Annotated in this window: 29 protein-coding genes, 1 tRNA gene and 1 other RNA gene; 20 read left to right on the forward strand and 11 right to left on the reverse strand. The window is 64.7% G+C overall.

Annotated elements, in window-relative coordinates:
* Positions 1 to 7: 7 nt before the first annotated feature.
* Positions 8 to 1,309 carry a serine hydroxymethyltransferase gene (glyA, locus tag GGC65_RS00335; protein ID WP_192645341.1) on the reverse strand — a complete coding sequence of 434 codons (1,302 nt, stop codon included), beginning with the start codon at positions 1,307 to 1,309 and terminating at the stop codon, positions 8 to 10.
* Positions 1,306 to 1,758 carry a ribose 5-phosphate isomerase B gene (gene rpiB, locus GGC65_RS00340; protein ID WP_192645342.1) on the reverse strand — a complete coding sequence of 151 codons (453 nt, stop codon included), beginning with the start codon at positions 1,756 to 1,758 and terminating at the stop codon, positions 1,306 to 1,308. The genes glyA and rpiB overlap by 4 nt, the downstream gene beginning before the upstream one ends.
* A 112-nt stretch (positions 1,759 to 1,870) precedes the next feature.
* Here rpiB and GGC65_RS00345 point away from each other — a divergent pair, with 112 nt between their 5' ends.
* A complete protein-coding gene (locus GGC65_RS00345) occupies positions 1,871 to 2,035 on the forward strand; it encodes a hypothetical protein (protein ID WP_192645343.1) in 165 nt (54 codons plus the stop codon).
* Between the two features lie 37 nt (positions 2,036 to 2,072).
* Here the strand turns inward: GGC65_RS00345 and GGC65_RS00350 are convergent, their stop codons facing one another.
* Positions 2,073 to 2,729 (reverse strand): alpha/beta hydrolase, encoded by a 657-nt coding sequence (locus GGC65_RS00350; RefSeq protein WP_037510410.1) that lies wholly within the window; start codon positions 2,727 to 2,729, stop codon positions 2,073 to 2,075.
* A gap of 140 nt (positions 2,730 to 2,869) precedes the next feature.
* Between GGC65_RS00350 and GGC65_RS00355 the strand changes: the two genes are divergently transcribed.
* The 13 genes from GGC65_RS00355 to GGC65_RS00415 all read left to right on the forward strand — a co-directional run bounded on the left by GGC65_RS00355 (position 2,870) and on the right by GGC65_RS00415 (position 14,143).
* A complete protein-coding gene (locus GGC65_RS00355; protein ID WP_192645344.1) occupies positions 2,870 to 3,961 on the forward strand; it encodes a cysteine desulfurase family protein in 1,092 nt (363 codons plus the stop codon).
* A complete protein-coding gene (locus GGC65_RS00360) occupies positions 3,961 to 4,296 on the forward strand; it encodes a 2Fe-2S iron-sulfur cluster-binding protein (RefSeq protein ID WP_192645345.1) in 336 nt (111 codons plus the stop codon). Before GGC65_RS00355 ends, GGC65_RS00360 begins: the two co-directional genes overlap by 1 nt.
* 78 nt (positions 4,297 to 4,374) lie before the next feature.
* Entirely contained in the window at positions 4,375 to 4,923 is a 549-nt protein-coding gene (locus tag GGC65_RS00365; RefSeq protein WP_192645346.1) for a hypothetical protein, read from the forward strand.
* Positions 4,924 to 5,040: 117 nt separating this feature from the next.
* An RNA gene (gene ffs / locus GGC65_RS00370) (signal recognition particle sRNA small type) lies at positions 5,041 to 5,138 on the forward strand.
* A 43-nt stretch (positions 5,139 to 5,181) separates the two neighbouring features.
* On the forward strand, positions 5,182 to 6,900 hold the full coding sequence (locus GGC65_RS00375) for a DNA polymerase III subunit gamma/tau (RefSeq protein ID WP_192645347.1): 1,719 nt from the start codon (positions 5,182 to 5,184) through the stop codon (positions 6,898 to 6,900).
* On the forward strand, positions 6,897 to 7,232 hold the full coding sequence (locus GGC65_RS00380; protein ID WP_192645348.1) for a YbaB/EbfC family nucleoid-associated protein: 336 nt from the start codon (positions 6,897 to 6,899) through the stop codon (positions 7,230 to 7,232). The genes GGC65_RS00375 and GGC65_RS00380 overlap by 4 nt, the downstream gene beginning before the upstream one ends.
* Before the next feature lie 136 nt (positions 7,233 to 7,368).
* Positions 7,369 to 9,765 (forward strand): endopeptidase La, encoded by a 2,397-nt coding sequence (gene lon, locus GGC65_RS00385; RefSeq protein WP_192645349.1) that lies wholly within the window; start codon positions 7,369 to 7,371, stop codon positions 9,763 to 9,765.
* Between the two features lie 172 nt (positions 9,766 to 9,937).
* Entirely contained in the window at positions 9,938 to 10,210 is a 273-nt protein-coding gene (locus GGC65_RS00390; RefSeq protein WP_037510426.1) for an HU family DNA-binding protein, read from the forward strand.
* A gap of 182 nt (positions 10,211 to 10,392) precedes the next feature.
* A tRNA-Val gene (locus GGC65_RS00395) sits at positions 10,393 to 10,467 on the forward strand.
* Between the two features lie 88 nt (positions 10,468 to 10,555).
* The gene (locus tag GGC65_RS00400; protein WP_192645350.1) at positions 10,556 to 10,864 is read left to right on the forward strand and encodes a PepSY domain-containing protein; all 309 of its coding nucleotides are present in this window, start codon (positions 10,556 to 10,558) and stop codon (positions 10,862 to 10,864) included.
* A gap of 114 nt (positions 10,865 to 10,978) precedes the next feature.
* Positions 10,979 to 11,644: a response regulator transcription factor gene (locus tag GGC65_RS00405; protein WP_192645351.1), complete on the forward strand. Its 666-nt coding sequence runs from the start codon at positions 10,979 to 10,981 to the stop codon at positions 11,642 to 11,644.
* A 99-nt stretch (positions 11,645 to 11,743) separates the two neighbouring features.
* Positions 11,744 to 13,048, forward strand: a complete 1,305-nt coding sequence (locus GGC65_RS00410) for a sensor histidine kinase (protein ID WP_192649326.1) — start codon at positions 11,744 to 11,746, stop codon at positions 13,046 to 13,048.
* Between the two features lie 216 nt (positions 13,049 to 13,264).
* Positions 13,265 to 14,143, forward strand: a complete 879-nt coding sequence (locus tag GGC65_RS00415) for an OmpA family protein (protein WP_192645352.1) — start codon at positions 13,265 to 13,267, stop codon at positions 14,141 to 14,143.
* 80 nt (positions 14,144 to 14,223) lie between these two features.
* Here the strand turns inward: GGC65_RS00415 and GGC65_RS00420 are convergent, their stop codons facing one another.
* Entirely contained in the window at positions 14,224 to 14,919 is a 696-nt protein-coding gene (locus GGC65_RS00420) for a glutathione S-transferase N-terminal domain-containing protein (RefSeq protein WP_192645353.1), read from the reverse strand.
* Positions 14,916 to 15,203, reverse strand: coding sequence for a chorismate mutase (locus GGC65_RS00425; RefSeq protein WP_192645354.1), 288 nt, complete (start codon positions 15,201 to 15,203; stop codon positions 14,916 to 14,918). The genes GGC65_RS00420 and GGC65_RS00425 overlap by 4 nt, the downstream gene beginning before the upstream one ends.
* A gap of 108 nt (positions 15,204 to 15,311) precedes the next feature.
* Here GGC65_RS00425 and GGC65_RS00430 point away from each other — a divergent pair, with 108 nt between their 5' ends.
* The 4 genes from GGC65_RS00430 (at position 15,312) to GGC65_RS00445 (ending at position 19,533) form a co-directional block, all read left to right on the forward strand.
* Positions 15,312 to 16,325, forward strand: coding sequence for a polyprenyl synthetase family protein (locus tag GGC65_RS00430; RefSeq protein ID WP_192645355.1), 1,014 nt, complete (start codon positions 15,312 to 15,314; stop codon positions 16,323 to 16,325).
* Between the two features lie 22 nt (positions 16,326 to 16,347).
* A complete protein-coding gene (locus GGC65_RS00435) occupies positions 16,348 to 16,725 on the forward strand; it encodes a DUF1801 domain-containing protein (RefSeq protein ID WP_192649327.1) in 378 nt (125 codons plus the stop codon).
* A complete protein-coding gene (gene hrpB / locus GGC65_RS00440) occupies positions 16,725 to 19,187 on the forward strand; it encodes an ATP-dependent helicase HrpB (protein WP_192645356.1) in 2,463 nt (820 codons plus the stop codon). The genes GGC65_RS00435 and hrpB overlap by 1 nt, the downstream gene beginning before the upstream one ends.
* 67 nt (positions 19,188 to 19,254) lie before the next feature.
* Positions 19,255 to 19,533: an ETC complex I subunit gene (locus tag GGC65_RS00445; RefSeq protein WP_192645357.1), complete on the forward strand. Its 279-nt coding sequence runs from the start codon at positions 19,255 to 19,257 to the stop codon at positions 19,531 to 19,533.
* Positions 19,534 to 19,563: 30 nt separating this feature from the next.
* Here the strand turns inward: GGC65_RS00445 and GGC65_RS00450 are convergent, their stop codons facing one another.
* The 5 genes from GGC65_RS00450 to GGC65_RS00470 all read right to left on the reverse strand — a co-directional run bounded on the left by GGC65_RS00450 (position 19,564) and on the right by GGC65_RS00470 (position 21,611).
* The gene (locus GGC65_RS00450) at positions 19,564 to 19,782 is read right to left on the reverse strand and encodes a DUF4170 domain-containing protein (protein WP_192645358.1); all 219 of its coding nucleotides are present in this window, start codon (positions 19,780 to 19,782) and stop codon (positions 19,564 to 19,566) included.
* 86 nt (positions 19,783 to 19,868) lie between these two features.
* Positions 19,869 to 20,231, reverse strand: a complete 363-nt coding sequence (locus tag GGC65_RS00455; RefSeq protein ID WP_192645359.1) for a hypothetical protein — start codon at positions 20,229 to 20,231, stop codon at positions 19,869 to 19,871.
* Complete coding sequence (locus GGC65_RS00460) at positions 20,215 to 20,604, reverse strand: hypothetical protein (protein ID WP_192645360.1); 390 nt, start codon at positions 20,602 to 20,604, stop codon at positions 20,215 to 20,217. The genes GGC65_RS00455 and GGC65_RS00460 overlap by 17 nt, the downstream gene beginning before the upstream one ends.
* Positions 20,588 to 21,052, reverse strand: a complete 465-nt coding sequence (locus GGC65_RS00465) for a phage holin family protein (protein ID WP_192645361.1) — start codon at positions 21,050 to 21,052, stop codon at positions 20,588 to 20,590. Before GGC65_RS00465 ends, GGC65_RS00460 begins: the two co-directional genes overlap by 17 nt.
* Positions 21,053 to 21,059: 7 nt before the next feature.
* The gene (locus tag GGC65_RS00470; protein ID WP_192645362.1) at positions 21,060 to 21,611 is read right to left on the reverse strand and encodes a hypothetical protein; all 552 of its coding nucleotides are present in this window, start codon (positions 21,609 to 21,611) and stop codon (positions 21,060 to 21,062) included.
* Between the two features lie 204 nt (positions 21,612 to 21,815).
* On the opposite strand from GGC65_RS00470, the gene eno reads away from it, so the two are divergent.
* A complete protein-coding gene (gene eno / locus GGC65_RS00475) occupies positions 21,816 to 23,090 on the forward strand; it encodes a phosphopyruvate hydratase (RefSeq protein ID WP_192645363.1) in 1,275 nt (424 codons plus the stop codon).
* Between the two features lie 183 nt (positions 23,091 to 23,273).
* On the opposite strand, the gene GGC65_RS00480 is transcribed toward eno, so the two are convergent.
* Positions 23,274 to 23,615, reverse strand: coding sequence for a hypothetical protein (locus tag GGC65_RS00480; protein WP_192649698.1), 342 nt, complete (start codon positions 23,613 to 23,615; stop codon positions 23,274 to 23,276).
* Between GGC65_RS00480 and GGC65_RS00485 the strand changes: the two genes are divergently transcribed.
* Positions 23,590 to 23,886 (forward strand): FtsB family cell division protein, encoded by a 297-nt coding sequence (locus GGC65_RS00485; protein WP_225940609.1) that lies wholly within the window; start codon positions 23,590 to 23,592, stop codon positions 23,884 to 23,886. The two genes, GGC65_RS00480 and GGC65_RS00485, sit on opposite strands and share 26 nt — an antisense overlap.
* Positions 23,887 to 23,981: the final 95 nt, after the last annotated feature.

Raw genomic sequence — 23,981 nt, forward strand, 5'->3', positions numbered from 1 at the left:
TTTATCCTTAGTAGATCGGGAAGCGTTCGCACAGCGCGCGGACGCGACCCCGGACATTCGCCTCTACATCGGCATCGCCATGCTCACCCTTGTCGCGCAGCGCCTCGAGCACGTCGGCGACCATATCGCCGATTTCCTCAAACTCGGCGATGCCGAAGCCGCGCGTCGTGCCCGCCGGCGAGCCGACACGGATGCCGCTGGTTTTGATCGGCGGCAGCGGGTCGAAGGGAATGCCGTTCTTGTTGCAGGTGATCGCGCTACGCTCGAGCGCCTCGTCGGCGTCGCGGCCGGTGACGCCGAGCGGGCGGAGGTCGATCAGCGCGAGGTGCGTGTCGGTGCCGCCCGCGACGACATCGGCGCCGCGTGCCTTCAGCCGGTTTGCCAGCGCCTGCGCATTGGCGATGGTCGCCTTGGCGTAATCCTTGAACTCGGGACGCAGTGCTTCGCCGAACGCCACGGCCTTCGCAGCAATGACATGCATCAGCGGACCGCCCTGCAGGCCTGGGAAGACCGCCGAGTTGATGCGCTTCGCGATTGCTTCGTCATTGGTCAGGATCATGCCGCCGCGCGGACCGCGCAGCGTCTTGTGCGTTGTCGTGGTGACGACATGCGCATGTTCCATCGGCGAGGGGTGCGCGCCGCCGGCGACGAGGCCCGCGAAATGGGCCATGTCGACCATCAGCAGTGCGCCGACATCATCGGCAATCGCGCGGAAGCGCGCGAAATCGAGCGTGCGCGGATAGGCCGAACCGCCCGCGATGATCAGCGTCGGACGATGTTCTTTCGCCAGCGCCTCGACCTGGTCGAAGTCGACCAGATGATCGTCGGCGCGCACGCCATATTGCACGGCATTATACCATTTGCCCGACATGGCGGGCGCCGCACCGTGGGTCAGGTGACCACCGGCGTCGAGGCTCATGCCCATGATCGTCGCACCGGGCTTGGTCAGCGCCAGCATCACCGCGCCATTCGCCTGTGCGCCCGAATGCGGCTGGACGTTGGCATAGCCGCAATCGAACAGCTGCTTGGCGCGGTCGATCGCGAGCGTTTCGACCTCGTCCGACGGGGCGCAGCCCTGATAATAGCGGCGGCCCGGATAGCCTTCGGCATATTTGTTGGTGAACACGCTGCCTTGCGCTTCGAGCACCGCCTTCGAGACGATATTCTCGCTCGCGATCAGTTCGATCTGATAGCGTTCGCGTTCGAGTTCATGCTTCATCGCCGCCGCGACCGCGGGATCGACCTTGTCGACGCCGTCGGTGAAATAGCCGGCCGATTTGATGGGCTTGGCGAGCGTGTCTGTGGTCATCGGCTGGTCTCCAGTTGCGGCGGGTTCGAAAGCTTGTCGACGCGGCGCGCGTGGCGGTCGCCGGCGAATTCGGTGGTCAGGAAGGCGTCGAGGCACGCCTTGGCCATGTCGATGCCGGTCAGTCGCGCGCCCATCGCGACAACGTTCGCGTCATTATGTTCGCGCGCCAGTTTCGCCGACAGCGGCTCGGACACGAGTGCGCAGCGCGCGGCGGGGTTGCGGTTGACCGAAATCGAAATGCCGATACCCGACCCGCAGAGCGCGACGCCGCGTTCGGCACGGCCGTCGGCGATTGCTTCGCCGAGCTTGTAGCCATAATCGGGATAATCGACGCTCTCGGGGCCGTTGGTGCCGAGGTCTTCGACCTCATGCCCCTTTTCGCGCAGCCAGTCGGCAAGCACGGCTTTCAGCTCGTAAGCGGCGTGGTCGGAGGCGATGGCGATGCGCATGGTGCGGCTCCCGCGGAGTCTAAGGGAATCGATGTCGGCCCTTTAGGCGAAGCCGCGCGGATTGGCCATAAGCGAGGTGGCAAATTTGTGACGGCGCCGATAAAGGCCGGCTATGTCCGACACGATCATCTCCATCCTGATGCTGACCGGCGTCCTTTTGACCGGCGGTGCCGTCTATGTCTTTCGCAAGGGCGACCGTCGCCGCGCGCTGCTGATGCTCGTCGCGGCGCTGGTGATGTTCGCCAATGTGACGATCTGGCTGGTGCCGGTAAAATAATCCTCCCCGTCGCGTCGCGACAGGGAGGATCGTCTCGTCAGCGGATCGGCGAATCGGGCGCGAGCCGCATATCCAGATAGTTGTCGAGCGACTTCATCAACTGGTCGAGCTCATGCTCGAAGAAGTGGTTCGCGCGCGGGATCTCGTCGTGATGGATGGTGATGCCTTTTTGGGTGCGCAGCTTGTCGACCAGCTTCTGCACCGCGCTCGGCGGCACGATCTCGTCCTGCCCGCCCGCGACGATGATGCCCGACGAGGGGCAGGGCGCGAGGAAGCTGAAGTCGTACATGTTCGCCGGCGGCGCGACCGACAGGAAGCCGCGGATTTCGGGGCGGCGCATCAACAGCTGCATGCCGATCCACGCGCCGAAGCTGAAGCCTGCGATCCACGTCGTCTGCGCTTCGGGGTGGATCGACTGCACCCAATCGAGCGCCGAGGCGGCGTCGGAGAGTTCGCCGATGCCGTTGTCGAATGTGCCCTGGCTGCGGCCGACGCCGCGGAAGTTGAAGCGCAGCACCGCGAAACCTCGGGCGACAAAGCTTTTATACATCGCCTGCGTGATGCGGTCGTTCATCGTGCCGCCGCCCTGCGGATGCGGATGCAGGATCAGCGCAACCGGCGCACGCGGGCGCGGCGGGGGCGAGAAACGGCCTTCGATGCGGCCCTCGGGGCCGGGAAAAATAACGTCGGGCATGGGCGCACCTTCTATGTTTCGTGGGCTTGCCAGTGATTCGCCGAGGGGCGGGGTGGCGGAGCGAAGATGGCGCCTATATAGAAAATAGGTATCAACATGCAACTTTTGCGAATCGTTCGCAATAAGGACTCTCTCGGCGGATGATTTACCTCGACTATCAAGCCACTACGCCGCTCGCTCCCGAGGCGCGCGAGGCGATGCTGCGCTGGCTGGAAGGGGCCGGGGAAGGCGACGGCTTTGCGAATCCGTCGAGCACGCACAAGGCGGGGCGCGCGGCGGCAGCCGCGGTCGAAGTCGCGCGCGACCAGGTCGCGGCGCTGCTGCCCAAGGGCGGGCGGGTCTTCTTCACCTCCGGCGCGACCGAGGCGCTCAACTGGGCGCTCTTTCGCGGCGCCGAGGTCATGCCGGGCGGTGTTGCCGGGCTGAGCATCGAGCACGCCGCTTCGCTGCAATGTCTCGAACGATTGAATGCCAGCATTCTGCCCGTCGATGGCGCGGGGCTCGCGCTGCCGCCCGACGACGGGATGATTCCCGAGGGCGGCATCGTCGCCACCATGCTCGTCAATAACGAGGTCGGCACGATCCAGCCGGTCGCCGAGTTCGCCGCCGCCGCGCATGCGAAGAACAGCCTGCTGCTCTGCGACGCGGTGCAGGGCTATGGCCGCGTCGCGATCCCCGACGGCGCCGACCTCATCGCGCTTTCGGCGCACAAGATCCACGGGCCGAAGGGGATCGGCGCGCTGTGGATCAAGGACGGCGTCGACTTGCCGCCGCTGATGTTCGGCGGTGCGCAGGAGCAGGGGATGCGTTCGGGCACCGTCTCGCCGGCACTCTGCGCCGGTTTCGGCGCCGCCGCGGCGCTCGCTGCCGAACGGTTCGACGAAGATGCCGCGCACGTCGAACGCCTCTGGTCGCTTGCGCTCGATATGCTCCCCGAATGGACGATCAACGGCGATGCGACCCGCCGCTATCACGGCAATCTCAACGTCCGGCGCGAGGGCGTGAACGGCCTCCGCCTGATGTCCGATGCGCGCGATGTCGCTTTCTCGCTCGGTAGCGCGTGCGGCAGCGGGTCGGGCAAGGTCAGCCATGTCCTGCGCGCGATGGGTGTCAGCGAAGCCGATGCCCGCGCCTCGATCCGCCTCGGATGGGGGCGTTACACGAGCGAGCAGCAATTGCGCGACGGCCTCACCGCGATCAGGGATGCCGCACGATTGCAGGGCGTGAACTAATGCGCGTGACCTTCATCCACGCCGATGGCAAGGGCCGGACCGAGGCCGAGGCCGAACCCGGCTCGATCCTGCTCGACGTCGCGCAGGCGCATCTGATGCCACTCGAAGGGACGTGCGAGGGCCAGATGGCCTGCTCGACCTGCCACGTCATCGTCGCGAAAGAGGATTTCGACCGCCTGCCGCCCGCGAGCGAGATGGAGGAGGATATGCTCGATCTTGCCGCGGGGGTAAGGCGGACGAGCCGCTTGTCGTGTCAGATATTGCTGACCGAGGCTCTGGATGGCCTGACGGTGCACATCCCCGCCGAAAGCCGCAACATGCAGGGGCCGCGCTGACCGGAGGCGACCGGGTTGCTGACGTAGAGATGTCGTGCGATCCTCTATGCATATCGCTTGATACGTTGGGGGGGGATAATGGTGATTGGACGCCGTGAACTGCTGTGGATGGGCGCGGCTGGGGCGACACTGTTCGCATCTCCAGCGACGCAAGCTTGCACAATCATTCCCCCGGAGAAGGCGAAGCCATTCCGACGTGGTGAATGTGAGCGACAAATTCATGATCTCATTGCGTTCATGAACGAGGCTCCGAGCCTATCTTCCGACGCTGTTTCGGAATGGGTGGACGCCCGGGATGTCGACGTTGAGTTTGAATATCCGGTCTCAGAAAATGTGGGCGGTGGACTCTACAACTATCTCTTCTTTCGAGAATATCGAATTTCCGGAGGAAAGCTTGATCCGGATCCGATTAAAATCAAGGAAATTAACCTGATCAGGAATGTGAAGAATCATGCCTCCTTTCAATTCACATTGACTCGAAATCAATTTTTCCCCGCAGACGATGAGGGATGCAACGGCCTCTTCACCCACGGCGAATATTTTAAAAAGACTGACACTGCATTCATTGCTCGCTTCTTTAACAACCGTCTGAAAAGTTTCCGCGATTTTCCAGAGTGGTTTGCCTAACCGCTGACCATTTTAAGTGCGTCAACATCTGTACGACGTCCGCTTCCCCCCTAAGTCGCCATAATCTTGATCGACAGCGCCACGCTTGCATTTCGCCTGATCCGCCGCCATATGCGCCGCGGGAGTCGGGCGGACGCAGTCTTCGCCAACCCGGTCAGGTCCGGAAGGAAGCAGCCGCAACGAATTCGCTGCGGGTCGTTCCGGCTCCCACCCATTTCCCCCTTCGACAAGATCGCGGCGCGCCCCTAAGACGGGGCCATGAGCGATTCCGCCGACGACGAAACCCCGATGCTGGGAATGGACCTGCCCGAGACGACGCCACAGCCGTCGAGCGGTCCGTACCGCGTCCTTGCCCGCAAATATCGCCCGCAAACCTTCGCCGAGCTGATCGGGCAGGATGCGATGGTGCGCACATTGGGCAACGCGATTGCGCGCGACCGGCTGGCGCATGCGTTTCTGATGACCGGGGTGCGCGGGGTCGGCAAGACCTCGACCGCGCGCCTGATCGCCAAGGCACTCAACTGCATCGGTCCCGACGGGCAGGGCGGGCCGACGATCGATCCGTGCGGTGTGTGCGAACCGTGCCGCGCGATCACCGAAGGGCGCCACATCGACGTCATCGAAATGGACGCCGCGTCGAACACCGGCGTCGACGATGTGCGCGAGATTATCGAGGCGGTGCGCTATGCCGCCGTGTCGGCGCGCTACAAGATCTACATCATCGACGAAGTGCATATGTTGTCGCGTAACGCCTTCAACGCGCTCCTGAAAACGCTCGAAGAACCGCCGCCGCACGTCAAATTCCTGTTCGCGACGACCGAAGTGAACAAGGTGCCGGTGACGGTGCTGTCGCGCTGCCAGCGCTTCGATCTTCGCCGCATCACCCCCGACATGCTGTTCGCGCATTTCAGCGCGATCTTGCAGAAGGAAGGCGTCGAGGCCGAGGCACCCGCGATCTGGCTGATCGCCAACGCCGCCGAAGGATCGGTGCGCGACGGCCTGTCGATCCTCGACCAGGCGATCGCGCATGCGGATCTCGATGGCGGCGGGATGATCGGCGCGGCGCAGGTCCGCGTGATGCTCGGCCTCTCGGACCGCTCGTCGATCGCGCAGCTAATGGCGACGATCCTCGAAGGCGATGCGGGCGGGGCCATCGATCTCGCGCGTGCGCAATATGCGCTGGGGATCGAACCCGTCGCGATGGTGCGCGGGCTGATGGACCTGACGCACGCCATCACGCTCGCTAAAGTGTCGCGCCACGATGACCCCGCGCTCGCCGAGGCGGACCGTGAACGCATCGGCGAATGGGCGCAAAAGCTGGGTTTCGCGCCGCTCAACCGGTTATGGCAATTGCTGCTGAAGGGGCATGACGAGGTGCTGCGCGCGAACAATCCGCTCGAGCATCTCGAAATGCTGCTGCTTCGCGTCATCTACGCCGCGTCGATGCCCGACCCCGGCGAGCTTGCGAAGCTGCTCGAAAAGGGGGGCGTGCCGACGATGCCGCTCGCTGCGCCGGCGGCACCTGCCGCACAGGAGAATATGGCTGCCGAGCCCGTCGCGGCGGCGGAAGCGTCCGCGACGACAAGCCCGGAGGTGCCGGCATCCGCCCTCACTGTCGCCCAAATTCATCAGCTTCTCGAAACCACAGGAAATCATCGGCTTGCGGTCGATCTCTATGATCATCTGCGAATCATCGAACTCGAACCGGGCAGCATCGTTTTCGCGCCTGTCCCGGCGCTCGGCGGGGCGTTCGCCCGCGATCTCGGCGACGCGCTGCTCGCGCAGACCGGAAGCCGCTGGCACGTGCGGGAGGGCGAGGGTGAGGGGCGGCCGAGCCTTGGCGCGATCCGTGCTGCTAAGCTCGCCGATAATGACGCCCGAATCCGCGAATTGCCGGTCGTGAAGGCCGCTTTGGCCGCTTTTCCCGACGCGAGACTTGTCGAGGGCGACGACAATCGCCATAGGTCGAACCCATGAAATCGATCGAAGAAATGATGAAGGCGGCGCAAGAAGCCGCCGCCACCGTGCAGGCGCAGATGCAGGAGGCGCAGGCCAAGCTCGACAGTGTCGAGGTCGAGGGCGTGTCGGGCGGCGGTCTGGTCAAGATCACCGCGACCGCGAAGGGCCGGATCAAGGCGATCCACATCGACGACAGCCTGATGGTTCCGTCGGACAAGCAGATGCTCGAAGACCTGCTCGCGGCCGCGTTCAACGACGCGCGCGAAAAGGCCGATACCGCGAGCAACGAAGAAATGGGCAAGATGACGAGCGGCCTGCCGCTCCCCCCGGGTTTCAAGCTGCCGTTCTGAGCCGGCCTCCAAATCCCTATGGGCCGCGCCGTTCAGCGCAGCGACATTGAATGCGTGCGAAATTACGCCATATTAGCGAAGAACCACCTATAAGAAGGGCGGTGCGCCCGGTCGCGGGGCCCGTCCAGGAGCCGTAATGACGCAATCTTATCCCCTTCTTCCGCTACGTGACATCGTCGTTTTCCCGCACATGATCGTGCCGCTGTTCGTCGGCCGCGACCGTTCGGTCGCCGCGCTCGAAACCGCGATGGAAAGCGACAAGGAAATCTTCCTCGTCGCGCAGCTCGATCCGGGCGAGGACGATCCGCAGCGCGACGATCTGTACGACGTCGGCGTGATCGCCACCGTTCTCCAGCTTTTGAAGCTGCCCGACGGCACGGTCCGCGTGCTTGTCGAGGGCAAGGAGCGCGCGAAGTTGCTCGGCCTGACCACCGAAGACAAGGCCGTGATGGCGAGCGTGAAGCCCGTCGGCGACACCGTCGACGACAGCGTCGATACCGCCGCGCTGATGCGTTCGGTTGTCGACCAGTTCGAAAATTACGCCAAGCTCAACAAGAAAATGCCCGCCGAAACCGCGGTGCAGCTGTCGCAGATCGAGGACGCCTCGCGCCTCGCCGACTCGGTTGCGGGCAATCTCAACATCAAGGTGTCCGACAAGCAGGCATTGCTCGTCGAAGATGCGCCGTCGAAGCGGCTCGAAATGGTCTTCGCTTTCATGGAAGGCGAGCTCGGCGTGCTGCAGGTCGAAAAGAAGATCCGCGGCCGCGTGAAGCGCCAGATGGAAAAGAGCCAGCGCGAATATTATCTCAACGAACAGTTGAAGGCGATCCAGCGCGAGCTCGGCAACGACAATGGCGAGGGCGGCGACGACCTTGCCGAGCTGCAGCTCAAGATCGACGGCCTGAAAATGTCGAAGGAGGCCAAGGCCAAGGCGAACGCCGAGCTCAAGAAGCTCCGCGCGATGGCGCCGATGTCGGCCGAGGCCACCGTCGTTCGCAACTATCTCGACACGCTGATCGGCCTGCCGTGGGGCAAGAAGTCGAAGCTCAAGAAGGATATCGCCAAGGCGCAGGCCGTCCTCGACGACGACCATTATGCGCTCGAAAAGGTCAAGGACCGCATCGTCGAATATCTCGCGGTGCAGGCGCGTACCAACAAGCTGAAGGGGCCGATCCTCTGCCTCGTCGGCCCTCCGGGCGTCGGCAAGACCTCGCTCGGCCGTTCGATCGCGAAAGCCACGGGCCGCGAATTCGTGCGTCAGTCGCTGGGCGGCGTGCGTGACGAGGCCGAAATCCGCGGCCATCGCCGCACCTACATCGGCTCGCTGCCGGGCAAGATCGTGACCAACCTCAAAAAGGCCGGCACGATGAACCCGCTGTTCCTGCTCGACGAGATCGACAAGCTCGGCCAGGATTTCCGCGGCGATCCGGCGTCGGCGCTGCTTGAGGTGCTCGACCCCGAACAGAATGGCAAGTTCCAGGACCATTATCTGGAGGTCGACGTCGACCTGTCGGACGTCATGTTCGTGACCACCGCGAACTCGCTGAACCTGCCGCAGCCCTTGCTCGACCGCATGGAGATCATCCGGCTCGAGGGCTATACCGAGGACGAGAAGGTCGAGATCGCCAAGCTGCACCTGATCGCGAAGCAGGTCGAGGCGCATGGGCTGAAGGCCGGCGAATTCGAGCTGACCGAAGAGGGGCTGCGCGACCTCATCCGCTATTACACCCGCGAAGCCGGCGTTCGCACGCTTGAGCGCGAGATTGCGCGTCTTGCGCGCAAGGCGCTGCGCCGCATTCTTGAAGGGAAGGCCGAAACCGTCACCGTGACGCCCGATAATCTTTCGGAATTCGCGGGCGTGCGGAAATTCCGCCACGGCATGGGCGATCTGGAGGACCAGGTCGGTGCGGTCACCGGGCTTGCCTGGACCGAGGTTGGCGGCGAATTGCTGACGATCGAAGCCGTCACCGCGTCGGGCAAGGGGCAAGTGCGCACCACCGGCAAGCTTGGCGAAGTGATGACCGAATCGGTGCAGGCTGCGCTGTCCTTCGTGAAGGCGCGCGCGCCGGCTTACGGCATCAAGCCCAGCCTGTTCGCGCGCAAGGACATCCATATCCACTTGCCCGAAGGTGCGGTTCCGAAGGACGGCCCGTCGGCGGGTGTCGGCATGGTCACCGCGATGATTTCGACGCTGACCGGGATCGCGGTACGCCGCGATGTCGCGATGACGGGCGAAGTCACGCTGCGCGGCCGCGTGCTCGCGATCGGCGGCCTCAAGGAAAAGCTGCTTGCGGCGCTGCGCGGCGGCATCAAGACCGTGCTGATCCCGGAAGAAAACGAGAAAGACCTTGTTGAAATTCCGGCGAATATCACGAGCGGATTGAAGATCATTCCGGTCAGCCATGTCGATCAGGTGCTCGCCGAAGCGCTCGTATCGCCGGTGGTTCCGATCGAATGGACCGAGGCCGACGAGCTTGCCGCGTCGCCCCCGGTTCCGGCCGGAACCGACCCCGAAACGACGATTCGGCACTGAGTCGGACCCGCTTCGCGGCATTTCGCCCCAAATTCGTCGCAAAATCGACGTTTTGGGGCGTTTTTCCCCCTTTTTTGCTTTGACAAGCCGGGGTCAAACATCGTTAGTGACGCGCCATGGCTTCGGGCCATGAGAATCATCTAACCAACCATAATGCAGGGGTTCCTTAGGCATGAACAAACAAGACCTGATCGCCGCCGTCGCTGACTCGAGCGGCCTGACCAAGGGTGACGCGAGCAAGGCCGTCGAGGCCGTGTTCGACGCAATCACCGGTTCGCTGAAGAAGGGCGGCGAAGTCCGTCTCGTCGGCTTCGGCACCTTCGCGGTCAGCAAGCGCAAGGCATCGACCGGTCGCAACCCGCGCACCGGCGAAACGATGACCATCGCGGCGTCGAACCAGCCGAAGTTCAAGGCCGGCAAGGCCCTCAAGGACGCCGTCAACTAAGTTGACAGGCACCTTCTGGTGAAACATCTCGGGCCGTGGCGCAAGCTGCGGCCCGATTTGTATCTGCCGATAGGATCGATGTGGTTTGTGCGTGAAGATTGAGCAAATCCCCGTTGCAATCACCGTCGCAGCGGCTATGGACGTCCAGCTTTCGGACGCCGGACCTTCGGTCCGTCCCGATCGGGCGCGTAGCTCAGCGGTAGAGCACACCCTTCACACGGGTGGGGTCACAGGTTCAATCCCTGTCGCGCCCACCATGGCCATTGGGGTCATGGCTGGAAACGAAACCGGGGCTGACCGGTCCATTCATCACCTATTCAATGCCTTTGCATTAGAGAAACGGCCATGATCCGCACGCTGACCTTTTCTCTCGTCTCCGCGCTGCTACTGTCGGCAGCGGGGCCAGCGGCCGCGCGCGGCGACCGCGACCAGGACAATCTGCGGCAGGCCGCGGCGCAAGGGCAGGTGATCCCGCTCAACAAGTTGATCGCCGACGTCCGCTCGCGCCCGCCGTATAGCGAGATGACGTATCTCGGCGGTCCGCAATTCGACGCGGGCCGGATGATCTATGCGCTAAAATTCATGGACGGCAGCCAAGTCGTCGTTGTCTATGTCGATGCCCGCACCGGCCGGATCGTGGGACGCAAACCCTGATATTTCCCTAGTCGCTCGGTTCGTCGCAACGAGATTTTGCGATGATCGTTCGGACTTGATACACAGTCGAAACATGCGGCCGGGCTGCCCGGTGCGCAACGGAAAGGCGCCTGAATGCGGATTTTGATTGTCGAAGACGAACCCATGCTGGGCCCGCAGCTCAAGGCGACGCTTGAAGGCGCCGGATATGCCGTGGATCTCGCGACCGATGGCGAGGACGGCCATTTCCTCGGCTCGACCGAAAATTACGATGCGGCGATCCTCGATCTCGGGCTCCCCGAAATCGACGGGCTGACCGTGCTCGACCGCTGGCGCCGCGAAAAGCGCAACTTCCCCGTGCTCGTCCTCACCGCGCGCGATAGCTGGTCCGACAAGGTTGCGGGGCTCGATGCCGGCGCCGACGACTATCTCGCCAAGCCGTTCCAGACCGAAGAGCTCATCGCGCGTCTGCGCGCGCTCATCCGCCGTGCCGCGGGCAATGCGTCGAGCGAGCTGATTGCTGGGCCGGTGCGGCTCGACACGCGTTCGGGCCGTGTCACGCTCGATGGCGCGCCCGTGAAGCTGACCGCGCAGGAATATAAATTGCTGTCGTACCTGCTCCACCACAAGGGCAAGGTCGTGTCGCGCACCGAGCTGATCGAGCATATCTACGATCAGGATTTCGACCGCGATTCGAACACGATCGAGGTCTTCGTGACGCGTATCCGCAAAAAGCTTGGCGCCGATATCATCACGACGATCCGCGGGCTCGGCTACCAGCTCGACGATCCGCAGGGCTGATCCGTGGCGGAGGCCGACGCCCCGGCCGTCGTCGCGGATACCGACGCGGACAAGCCGCAGGCGCTGACCAGTCGCATCACCGGCTCGCTTGCGCGGCGCATGATCGCGATCGCGGCGCTGTGGATCTCGGTGCTGCTGATCGGCGGCGGTTTTGCGCTCGACCGGGTGCTGACCGGGGCCATCACGCGCAACTTCGATTCGAGCCTCGAATATGTGCTGATCGCGATGATCCGCTCGTCGGAGATCGGCCCCGACGGCGAAGTGCGGCTGGTCGAACCGCTCGGCGACCAGCGTTTCCTCGAACCCTATAGCGGCCTTTACTGGCAGATCAGCGGCGGCAATCAGGAACCCTATCGCTCGCGCTCGCTGTGGGAGCGCACGCTGAAGGCGCCCGCTCCGCACGTCGACAACCAGATCCATACCTATGACAGCAACCAGTTCCCCGAAGAGGAACTGCGTGTGCTCGAACGCAACGTCATCCTTCCGGGCAGCAAGACCAACTGGCGGTTCCAGATCGCGCAATCGCGCGAGGCGCTCGACACCCAAAACCGCGCGGTGCGCGCCACGCTGATCCCCAGCCTTGGGTTGCTCGGTCTCGGGCTCATCATCCTTGCGGCGCTCCAAACCTTTTACGGCCTGTGGCCGCTGCGTCACATTCGCCGGGCGATCGCGGCGATGCGCGGTGGGCAGAATCGCCGCGTCGACGCCCCGTTGCCGCTGGAAGTGCAGCCGATGGTCGACGAACTCAACGCGCTGCTCGCGCACAACGAAAAGCAGGCCGAGGAGGCGCGGCTCCACGCCGGCAATCTCGCGCATGCGCTCAAGACCCCGCTCACCGTCCTCGTCAACAGCGCGACGAGTTCGACGTCGGAGCTCGCCGAAACCGTGCGGCGCGAGGCGGCGACGATGCAGCGGCAGGTCGACCACCATCTCGCGCGCGCCCGCGCCGTCGGACGGCGGGGCGCGGCGCAGGCGCGGGCGGTCGTCTGGGACAGCGTAAACAGCGTGTCGCGTGCGGTCGCGGCGCTTTATCCCGATGCCCGCCTCGACGCGGCTGGCGACAAGAGCGTCGTGGTGCGGGTCGAGCGGCAGGATCTCGACGAACTCGTCGGAAACCTGCTCGAAAATGCGGCCAAATATGGCGGCGGCAGCGTGTTCGTCACGGTCGGACGCGAAGACGGGATGGCCGAAATCCTGATCGAGGACGATGGCCCCGGCATCTCACCCGCCGACCGCGAACGCATCTTCGACCGCGGCGTCCGGCTCGACAGCGGCAAGCCGGGAACGGGATTGGGCCTCGCAATTGTCCGCGACGTCGCCGAAATCTATGGCGGCAGTATCACGCTCGAAGAGAGCGAGGATTTGGGTGGGTTGATGGTTCGGCTGCGGTTGCCGGCAGCATAGCGGTTCGAGCGCTTATCGGCTGCCAATTTGGCCCGAGTTGCATTTTTCGCCGCCGAGAATCGAAAAAAATTCCGCTTGTGCGACATTGGCTTATCGACGCGCCGTGCGACCTGCGCGCCAGCTTGCGCAACTTTCGCCGCTGCCGCGAGTATTCTTGTGCCAGAAAGGGCCACAAGAGGTTTTTGGGCCCTGCTAATCCAACTGAAGGAGTAGGGTATGGGTGCATTTACCAAGGGTTCGGGGGCGCTGTTGGCGCTGGCTATGCTGGCCGGGACGGCGACGGTCGGTGTCGCTGCGCAGCAGCAGGACAATGATGGCGGCGAAGTCATGGCGACCGTAGTCGGTACGCTGCCTTCGCCCGACCAGATGACCAAGGGACCCAAGGTCGAAGGCATCATCGCCGCGCGCACCGACGGCCGCATCAAGGTTGCGACCGCCGACGGCAACAGCACGACCATCGCAATCGCCGATTATACGAAAATCAAGAGCAGCGGCGGCTTCCTAGGCCTTAACCGCGACAAGCTTGGCGCGGACCAGCTGCTCAACGGCCTGCCCGTCAGCATCGACACGTTGCAGTGGGACGGCGGTCTGGTCGCGAGCCAGGTCGATCTGAAGAGCAAGGACCTGCGCACTGCATCGATGATCCGCACCGGCACCGACCAGCGCTTCGCCGAACAGACTGCGGCGACCGAAGCACTGCGCAGCCGCGTCGGCGACATCGACCAGTATAATGTCAAGGGCACGACGAACGTGAACTTCGCCACCGGCAAGGCAGTGCTGACCGAGCAGGCGAAGGCCGACCTCTGCACCGCGGCAACGCAGGCCGAGGGCATGGACAACGCGCTGCTGCTCGTCGTCGGCTACACCGATTCGACCGGAAGCCAGGAGCTCAACCAGGAGCTCAGCGAAAAGCGCGCGAGCCGCGTCGTCAATCACCTTCAGCAGGCATGCGGTTGGAAGCCCTATCGCATGCTGACCCCCACCGGGATGGCCGAAGCCGACCCGGCGGCAGACAATACGACGCCCGAAGGCAAGGCCCAGAACCGCCGCGTTGCGGTGAACATTCTGGTCAGCAAGGGCCTCGACGGTATGTAAGATGCGCGGGGTGGGCCTTGCCCATCCCGGCATTTCCCGGCGGAGCGCGCATTTTTGGCGCGCTCCGTTCGCGGTGCTTTTCAGGCCGCGGTAACTTCCAGCCCGCGCTGCACCGCCGGCCGCGCAAGCCCGGCCTCAAGCCAGCGTTGGACATGCGTGAAACGATCGAAGCCGACGATTTCGCGCGCTTCGTAAAAGCCGATCAGATTGCGGACCCAGCCGAGCAGCGAGATGTCGGCGATACTGTAATCGGCGCCCATCACCCATTCGCGCGTCGCCAGCCGCGCATCGAGCACGCCAAGCAAGCGGCTTGATTCGGCGGCGTAGCGGTCGCGCGGGCGCTTGTCCTCATATTCGCGGCCGGCGAATTTGTGGAAAAAGCCGAGCTGGCCGAACATCGGGCCGACGCCGCCCATCTGCCACATCACCCACTGGATCGTCTCGTACCGCATATTCGGATCGGCCGAGATGAACTGGCCGCTCTTGTCGGCGAGATAGAGCAGGATCGCACCCGATTCGAACAGCGCCAGCGGCTTGCCGCTCGGCCCCGCAGGGTCGTAGATCGCCGGGATCTTGCCATTGGGATTGAGCGCGAGGAACGCCGGATCATGGCTTTCGTTCGCCATGATGTCGATCCGGTGCGGTTCATAGGCGAGGCCGGTTTCCTCGAGCATGATCCCGGCCTTCACCCCATTCGGCGTCGGCGCGGAGAAAAGCTGGATCCGGTCGGGGTGCTGCGCGGGCCAGCGCGCGAAGATCGGGTGGTCGATGCTCATGCGCTTTGCTCCCGCTTGGCTTGCTGATGATGGCGGATCACTTCATCGATGATGAAGCGCAGGAATTTCTCGGTGAAATCGGGGTCGAGGTCGGCGTCGCGCGCCAATTCGCGCAGCCGTCCGATCTGCCGCTCCTCGCGGCCGGGGTCGGCGGGGGGCAGGCCTTCGCGCGCCTTCAGTTCGCCGACCGCCTTGGTCACCTTGAACCGCTCGGCGAGCATATAGACGAGCGCCGCGTCGATATTGTCGATGCTCTGGCGGTAGCGGCTCAGTTGGTCGTCCATGGGTGCGCGATTCCTCTCTTCCTCGGCACGCTTGGCACCGGGCGGGACTTCAAAGCAAGCCGAAAGTCGTTGCAAAATCGTGACCGCGGCGCCAAGGCTCGCCGCGTTATGACTGCCGAGATACACCTCCTCCACGGCGATCGTCCGCCTTCGCTCGACCCGATGATGGCGCTTGTTGCCGCCGACATGAACGAGGTGAATTCGGTCATTCTCGACCGTATGCAGTCCGAAGTGCCGCTGATCCCCGAACTTGCGGGTCACCTGATCGCGGGCGGCGGCAAGCGGATGCGCCCGATGTTGACGCTCGCGTGCGGCAAGCTGCTCGACTATCCGGGCCGCCGCCACTGCAAATTGGCTGCGGCCGTCGAATTCATCCACACCGCGACCCTCCTCCACGACGATGTCGTCGACAAATCGGACCTGCGCCGCGGACGCAAGACCGCGAACCTGATCTGGGGCAACAGCGCCTCGGTGCTCGTCGGCGATTTCCTGTTCAGCCGGGCGTTCGAGGTGATGGTCGAGGACGGCTCGCTGAAAGTGCTCAAGATCCTGTCGCGCGCCTCGGCGGTGATTGCGGAGGGCGAGGTCAACCAGCTTTCCGCGCAGCGCCGGATCGAGACGAGCGAGGACCAGTATCTCGCGATCATCAACGCCAAGACCGCCGAGCTGTTCGCCGCCGCGTGCAAGATCGCCGCGGTGGTCGCCGAACGCGACGACGCGACCGAGGCGGCGCTCGACGCTTATGGCCGCAACCTCGGTATTGCCTTCCAGCTTGTCGACGATGCGATCGACTATGTCTCGGACGCCGAAACGATGGGCAAGGGGGTCGGCGACGATTTCCGCGACGGCAAGGTCACCTTGCCCGTCATCCTCGCTTATGCACGCGGCGATGCGGCGGAGCGCGAATTCTGGCAGCTCGCTATTACCGGCCACCGCACGTCCGATGAGGATCTGGCCCATGCGACCAGCCTGCTGCACAAACATGATGCGATCGCCGACACGCTTGCCCGCGCGCGTCACTACGGCCAGCGCGCGGTCGATGCCATTGGCGGCTTCCGCGCGAGCCAGGCCAAGGCAGCGCTGACCGAAGCAGTCGCCTTCGCTGTCGCGCGCGCCTATTGAGCCGCGCCCGATGGCGATGGGAATGGGCCCTGTAGCGGACAATCCCGACGCCTATATCGCCGCGCTGTCGGGCTGGCAGCACGCGCGCGCCGAAATGATGCGCGCGGCGATCATGCGCGCCGCTCCCTTCGATGAAACGATCAAATGGACGAACCTCGTCTTCATGGCGAACGGTCCGTGCATATTGATCCGCGCCGAGGCGCATCGCGTGCTGCTCGGCTTCTGGCGCGGCAAGCGGCTCCGCGAACTGGAACCGCGGATCAAGGCCAGCGGCAAATATGAGCTCGGCAATCTGGTGATGACCGAAGCGACCGAGGTGGCGCCCGAGACGGTCGAGCGCCTCGCCGCCGAAGCCTTTCGCCTGAACGCCGAACTGGGCAATCCAGCGGCGCGCGCCTGATGCAGCCGCTGCCGATCGACGCCGTGCTGCCCGATATCATGGCGGCGCTGGTGCTGAAGCCCAACGCCGTCGTCGTCGCGCCGCCCGGGGCGGGCAAGACGACGCGCGTCGCGCCTGCGCTGCTCGACCAGCCGTGGTGCAAGGGCAATGTCTGGCTACTCTCGCCGCGGCGGCTTGCCGCCCGCGCGGCGGCCGAACGGATCGCCGAGGAGATGGGCGAAGCTGTCGGCGGCATCGTCGGCTATGCGACGCGGCTCGACAGCAAGCAGTCGGCAGCGACGCGTCTGCTTGTGATGACACCGGGGCTATTCCGCAATCGCATCCTCGCCGACCCCGAACTTTCGGGTGTTTCGGCGGTGCTCTTCGACGAAGTGCACGAACGCAGCCTCGACGGCGATTTCGCGCTCGCGCTCGCGATCGATGCGCAGCAGGGGTTGCGCGACGATATTCGCCTCGTGGCGATGTCGGCGACGCTCGACGGCGCGCGCTTTGGCGCGCTGCTCGGCAATGCGCCGGTGGTCAAGAGCGAGGGCAAGATCTTTCCGCTCGAGCTGCGGCATATCGGTCGCCGCGTCGAGGACCGGCTCGAGGCGTCGGTGCTCGCGGCGGTGCGGCAGGCGCTGGCCGACGAGGTGGAGGGAGACATGCTCGCCTTCTTGCCCGGCGCAGCCGATATCGAACGCGCTGCAACCGCGGTCGAAGAGGCGCGCCTGCCGCTCGTCGTCCACCGCTTGCACGGCCAGATCGATCCGGCGCTGCAGCGCAAGGCGCTTGTTCGCGATCCCGCCGGGGGGCGGAAACTGATCCTCGCGACAAGCATCGCCGAGACCAGCTTGACGATCGACGGCGTGCGGATCGTGATCGACGCCGGACTGTCGCGGCGCCCGCGTTTCGACAAGGCAGCGGGCATTGCGCGGCTCGTCACCGAACGCGCGAGCCAGGCGTCGGCGACGCAGCGCGCTGGCCGCGCCGCGCGGCAGGGGGCGGGCGTCGCCTACCGCCTGTGGGAAGCCGCGGCGACCGCGGGCATGCCGCCCTTCGATCCGCCCGAAATCCACGAGAATGACCTGATGCCCGTCGTGCTCGATTGCGCGAGCTGGGGCATCATCGATCCGCGGCAACTGGGTTGGCTCGACCCGCCGTCGCCCGCGGCGGTGTCCGAAGCGAAGACGCGATTGCAGGCGATCGGCGCGCTGGCCGACGACGGCCGCATCACGGCGCACGGCAAGGCGCTGGCGGCGATCCCGTTGCCGGTGCCGCTCGCGCATATGCTGCTCGACGCCGCGCGCGCGGGCGAGGGCGAAATGGCGGGCAGGCTGGCTGTGCTGCTGACCGAACCGGGGCTTGGCGGGCGCGGCGTCGATGTCGAAGCGCGGCTCGGGCGCTGGCGCGGGCAGCGCAACGAGCGCAGCGAAGGCGCGTGGCGGCTGGCACGGCGGCTGGCGACGATCGCGGAGAAGCTGGCGGTGGAAGCCGGCGATGTCGAACCGCGTTCGATCGGCGGCTGGATCGCGACCGCCTGGCCCGACCGTGTCGCGCGTCAGCGCTCGGGCCAGCGCGGCGAATATCTGAGCGTCGGCGGCCGCGCCTATCGCATCGATCCGGTCGATCCGCTCGCGGGCAGCGAATGGCTCGCGATCGCCGACGCGCAGGGTCATGCCGCGGGGGTGCGCATCCTTGCCGCGGCGCCGATCGATCAGGCCGAGGTCGAGGCGATCTTTGCCGACCGCATCGTCCAGCATTCGGCAAGCAGTTACGATGCGGCAAGCGACCGCGTCGACCATCGCCGCGAACGGCGGCTCGGCGCGATTGCGCTGACCAGCGGGCAGGCGGGGCGCAGCGAAAATGCCGAGGACGATATCGCGGTGCGCATGGCGGCGGTGCGCGGCAAAGGGCTGGGGCTGATCGGCTGGGGGCCTGCATCGCAGGCGCTGCGCCAGCGTGCCTCCTATGCGGGGATCGACGCGCTATCGACCGGCGCGCTGGCCGACAGCCTCGAACTCTGGCTGGAGCCCCTGCTTGCGGGTTGCCGCGGCCTTCGCGACATCGGCGACCGCAAGCTGACCGACGCGCTGATGGGGCTGCTCGACTGGCCCGCGCGGCAATTGCTCGAGAAACATGCGCCCGCCGATTATGCGACGCCCGTCGGAAGCCGGCATCCGATCGACTATGGCGCCGATGGCGGCCCGACGGTCAGCCTCCGCGTGCAGGAATTGTTCGGGCTCGCGCGCCATCCGACGATCGGCGATCCGCCGGTGCCGCTCGTGCTTGCGCTGACCTCGCCCGCGCACCGGCCGATCCAGACGACGCGCGACCTCATGTCCTTCTGGAGCGGGAGCTGGCACGATGTGGCGCGCGAGATGCGCGGACGCTATCCCAAGCATAATTGGCCCGACGATCCGGCGAACGCGCGGCCGAGCCTGATGACCAAAGCGGCGCAGGCACGGCGCGATGCGCAATAGGCCTCTTTTCGCGGGCGCTGCTTGGCGCTAAGGCGGCGGCTCAGGCCCCAGTTACAGGACGACCCCGATGAAAGCGCGTATTTTCCAGAAGCCCAAGAATGCCATGCAGTCGGGGCGCGCCGGGACGCAGCGCTGGATGCTGGAATTTGCCCCCGCCGAAGCGCGCACGGCCGATCCGTTGATGGGTTGGGCGGGCAGTGGCGATACGCAGCGCCAGCTGCGACTGGGCTTTGCGAGCCAGGAAGAGGCCGTGGCCTATGCGGAGAAGAATGGCATCGAGGTCGAAGTCACCGCGACCCCCGTCCGGACGCTGAAGATCCAGGCTTACGCCGACAATTTCCGTTGACAAAAGAACGGCCCCGAAGGGCCGCTCAAATCAGCCGTCCGCGTCGGGCTGCAGCAATTTGTGCAGGTGGACGACGACATATTTCATTTCGGCATCGTCGACGGTGCGCTGCGCCGCGCTGCGCCATGCCTTTTCGGCCGACTTATAGTCAGGGTAGAGGCCGACGACGTCGAGATTGTGAAGGTCGGTAAAGTCGAGGCCCTGCGGGTCGCTGACGCGTCCGCCGAAAACCAGGTGCAGCTTGCTCATCTTCGGATTCCTGCCGGTAAAAGTCTTGGGGAGGGGAAGCGCAGCCCCCTATTCCGCAACGGGCGAATAAGCAAGTAAGCTGTCTTTCAGCTGTCGGCGTCGTCCTTGCGGCCCTTGGGGAGCAGCGAGCCGAGCAGCGCGCCGATCGCGACCGCACCGGCGACCAAAGTCAGCGGCTGCTTTTCGGCGACGTCTTTCAGCTTGCTGTTTGCGCGCTTCGCCTGCGCCTTGCCCTTTTCGAGCGCCTCGCCGGCGGCTTCGCGGGCTACGCCGGCTTGCTCGCTCGCCTTGGCTGCAAAGTCTTCGGTGGCTGCGCGCGCGCGGCCGTAACCGTCCTGGATGCGCGCCTTCGCCCCCTCGGCGGTCAGGCGCGCATTTTCGGCGGTTTTCTCCGCAAGTTCACTCGCTTTCGCACGCGTCTCGCGGGCGGTTTCACCGAACGGCTTCATCATCTTCCTCCAATGGTTCGATTTCATCCTCGTCCGCCGGTTCGTCGGCGGAACGGAAATGATCGGCGACGTCGGTCGCCAGGTCCTGAATCCTCTGCACCAGACGCGGTGCATGCTCCTTGATCGGTTCGCGCAGCAGCCATGCGACGCCGGCAGCCGCCGCGATCGCGATCGGCAGGCGGTTGCTCCGAAATTGCTCCTGCACCGCTTGCGCCGTATCGTCGACGGCCGCGCCGATCCGGTATTTGCCGCGATCGACCAGCGCCGAGGGCCTAAGCGCCGCGCGCGCGACGTCGAGCCGGCGGTGCAGTTCGGCGCGCTGGAGCATCGAACGGCGCGCCGCAGCGATCAGCCGGTTACGCGTCCGCGGCATCGTCGATCCCTTCGTTCGTCAGGTCACGCCGCAGCGCGGTACGAATGTCGCCATAGCTGCGCTGCGCACGCCAGCCGGCAAAAGCGGCAATCGCCAGCAGCACGGCGACGACGATCAGCGTCGCGACGAAGGGCCCGACGTGCGGCGAGAGCGCGAGGATCGCGCCGAACGCGAGCGCGAGCATCGCGATACCCAAAGCCGAAGCGGCAACTGCGCCCCAGCCGGCTGTCCAGGATGCACCATGCAGCGCCAGCTCGGTGCGCGCTTCGAGCAGGGCAAGCTCCGCCTTCGCCGTCGCCGACAGATTGTCGACGACGTCGCCGACAATCTTTTCGAGCGGAACGGGGGGCGGTGCAAGCGGACGCCCGTCGGGCGCGTAGCCGTGACTTATGCCGTCAAAGCTGCGCGCCTCGGACGTCGGCGGGGTCTTCGGATCGGAAGGTGGCAAGGGCCTGTCAATCGTTCGAGTTGCCCTTGAGCATCCGTGCAAGGACGAAGCCGATCACCGTGGCCGCGCCAACGGCAATGGCCGGATTCTTCTTGACCATGTCGCGCGTCGAGGCGGCGAGCTCGTCGAGATCCTTCTTATCGAGCGTCGTGGCGAGGCCGGCGACGGTCGTCGCTGCCGAACGGGCATAGTCGCCGTACTGCTTGCCGAACTTGCTGTCGACGGTGCCGGCGCTGTCCTCGAGCAGCTTGGCGAGGCTGCCGACGGCTTCGGCTGCCTTGTCCTTGCCCTTGGTCGCGGCGTCGCGCGCCTTGGTCGAGGCCTGTTTCTTCAGTGCCGCGGCTTCGTCCTTCAGCGAGGCTGCTTTCTTCGATGCTTCGGATTTGATGGTGTCGCGCGTCGCGGCGATCTGGTCGCGGATCGGGTGATCCTTGGCGGCCGCCTTTTTCACGGTTGCGGGCTTGCGGGCAGGCGCGGCCTTGGTGGCAGCGGCCTTCGCGGGGGCCTTGGGACGGGGCGCTGCGGCTTTCTTCGTCGCGGGAGTAGCGGCTTTGGCCATCATTAAGTCCTCTTCTGTCGTGTCGGGCGCCGCGCAAGCGGGCAACCTTCTCTTGGTCCTGCAAGAATATATAGCAAGGCGCGCCGAATGGTTCCATCCCTCCGCAAAATTCCTATGCAGCGGTTGCACTAACGTCACCCTGCCGATAACAGGCGGGCGCCTTTCTCCACCGGCCGATTTCAGGCCGCCAGCAGGACATATTCCATGACCGCCATCATCGACATTCACGGCCGCGAAATCCTCGACAGCCGGGGCAATCCCACCGTCGAAGTCGATGTGCTTCTGGAAGACGGCAGCTTCGGCCGCGCCGCGGTTCCCTCGGGTGCGTCGACCGGCGCGCATGAGGCCGTCGAACTGCGCGATGGCGACAAGTCGCGCTATCTCGGCAAGGGTGTGACCAAGGCGGTCGCTGCGGTCAACGGCGACATCGCCGAAGCGCTGATCGGCCTCGATGCCGAGGACCAGCGCGAGCTCGACCAGGCGATGATCGACCTCGACGGCACGCCGAACAAGAGCCGCCTCGGCGCCAATGCGATCCTCGGCGTCAGCCTCGCCGCCGCGAAGGCCGCCGCCGATGCGCGCGGCTTGCCGCTCTATCGTTATGTCGGCGGCGTCTCGGCGCGCACCTTGCCGGTTCCGATGATGAACATCATCAACGGCGGCGAGCATGCCGACAATCCGATCGACGTACAGGAATTCATGATCATGCCCGTCGGCGCCGGCAGCATCGCCGAAGCCGTCCGCTGGGGCAGCGAGATTTTCCACACGCTGAAGAAGGGCCTTTCGGCGAAGGGCCTTGCGACCGCCGTCGGCGACGAAGGCGGCTTCGCGCCGAACCTTGCCTCGACGCGCGCCGCGCTCGATTTCATCGCCGCGTCGGTCGATCAGGCGGGCTTCAAGCTCGGCACCGACGTTGTGCTCGCGCTCGATTGCGCCGCGACCGAATTCTTCAAGAACGGCAAATATGAGATCAGCGGCGAGGGGCTTTCGCTGAGCCCCGAGCAGATGGCCGAATATCTCGCCGCGCTCGTGAACGACTATCCGATCAAGTCGATCGAGGATGGCATGAGCGAGGATGATTTTGTCGGCTGGAAGGCGCTCACCGACCTTGTCGGCGACAAGTGCCAGCTTGTCGGCGACGATCTGTTCGTGACCAACCCGCTGCGCCTTGAACAGGGGATCAAGGACGGCCTCGCCAACTCGCTGCTCGTCAAGGTCAACCAGATCGGTACGCTGTCGGAAACGCTCGACGCGGTCGATATGGCGCACCGCGCGCGTTACACCGCGGTGATGTCGCACCGCTCGGGCGAGACCGAGGATTCGACGATCGCCGACCTCGCGGTTGCGACCAACTGCGGCCAGATCAAGACCGGCAGCCTTGCGCGTTCGGACCGGCTTGCGAAGTACAACCAATTGATCCGCATCGAGGAAGAATTGGGCGATATGGCGCGCTATCCGGGCGCGTCGATTTTCGCATAACATAGATCAAGTCGGCGCCGAATTGATTAGGTCGATCGGTGGGAAGCTGCTAGCCTGTCTTCGACGGTTGCGGTTTTTCCACCAGATCGGCTCTTCGTGGTACCGGCTCAATGTCCGCAGTCCCTCCGTTTCGTACGGATAGCCGATCGAAATATGCCGAGGTCCGGGTCGCACCGGCTCCCGTCATCGAAGGTATTCGACATGCGGTCCTTTCATATCCTGCTCGAGGATAATTCCTCGGGCGAGCCGATACGCATTGATTTTCAGGCTGAAACCCCGGACTTTGCGTTGCAGATTGCGCAGGGGCAGGCGGCGGGTCGCAGCATCGAACTGTGGGAAGGCGGAATGCGGCTGGGCACCTTCTGCAAGACGGCGCCGCATCTCTGGCGGCTTTCCTGATGCGATGAACGGTTGAAAACCGGCGATTGGCGCCTTGACGCCACGAATCAACTCTGATTCAAGGGCCGGAATGACGCAGCGCCACAAATTCCGCAAATCGATGAACCGGGCCGCCGGACCCGCCATCGCGGTAATGGTGGTGCTGGCGATGATCGGCTACATCATCTTCGGTCCGACCGGGCTTTACGCCTGGGGCGATTATGGCCAGTCGGTCGAGAAACAGCGCGTCATCCTGAGCGAGCTGACCAAGAAGCAGAACGAACTGCAGAATCGCGTCAACTTGCTCGACCGCCGCAGCGTCGACCCCGACTTGGCTGAAGAATATGTGCGCGAGAAACTCGGCGCATATCATCAGGACGAGTATATCATTCCGATGGACAAGACAGCAAAGCCCTGAGCTTTTGGGGCAGCGTTGCTGCACCCCTATGCTGCATACGTAAGTTGGCGCCGACCCCTCCCATGGTGGGCGTTGCCAAGTGCGGCGCGGCTCTC

It is taken from the genome of Sphingopyxis sp. OAS728 (assembly GCF_014873485.1).
Classification (GTDB): domain Bacteria; phylum Pseudomonadota; class Alphaproteobacteria; order Sphingomonadales; family Sphingomonadaceae; genus Sphingopyxis.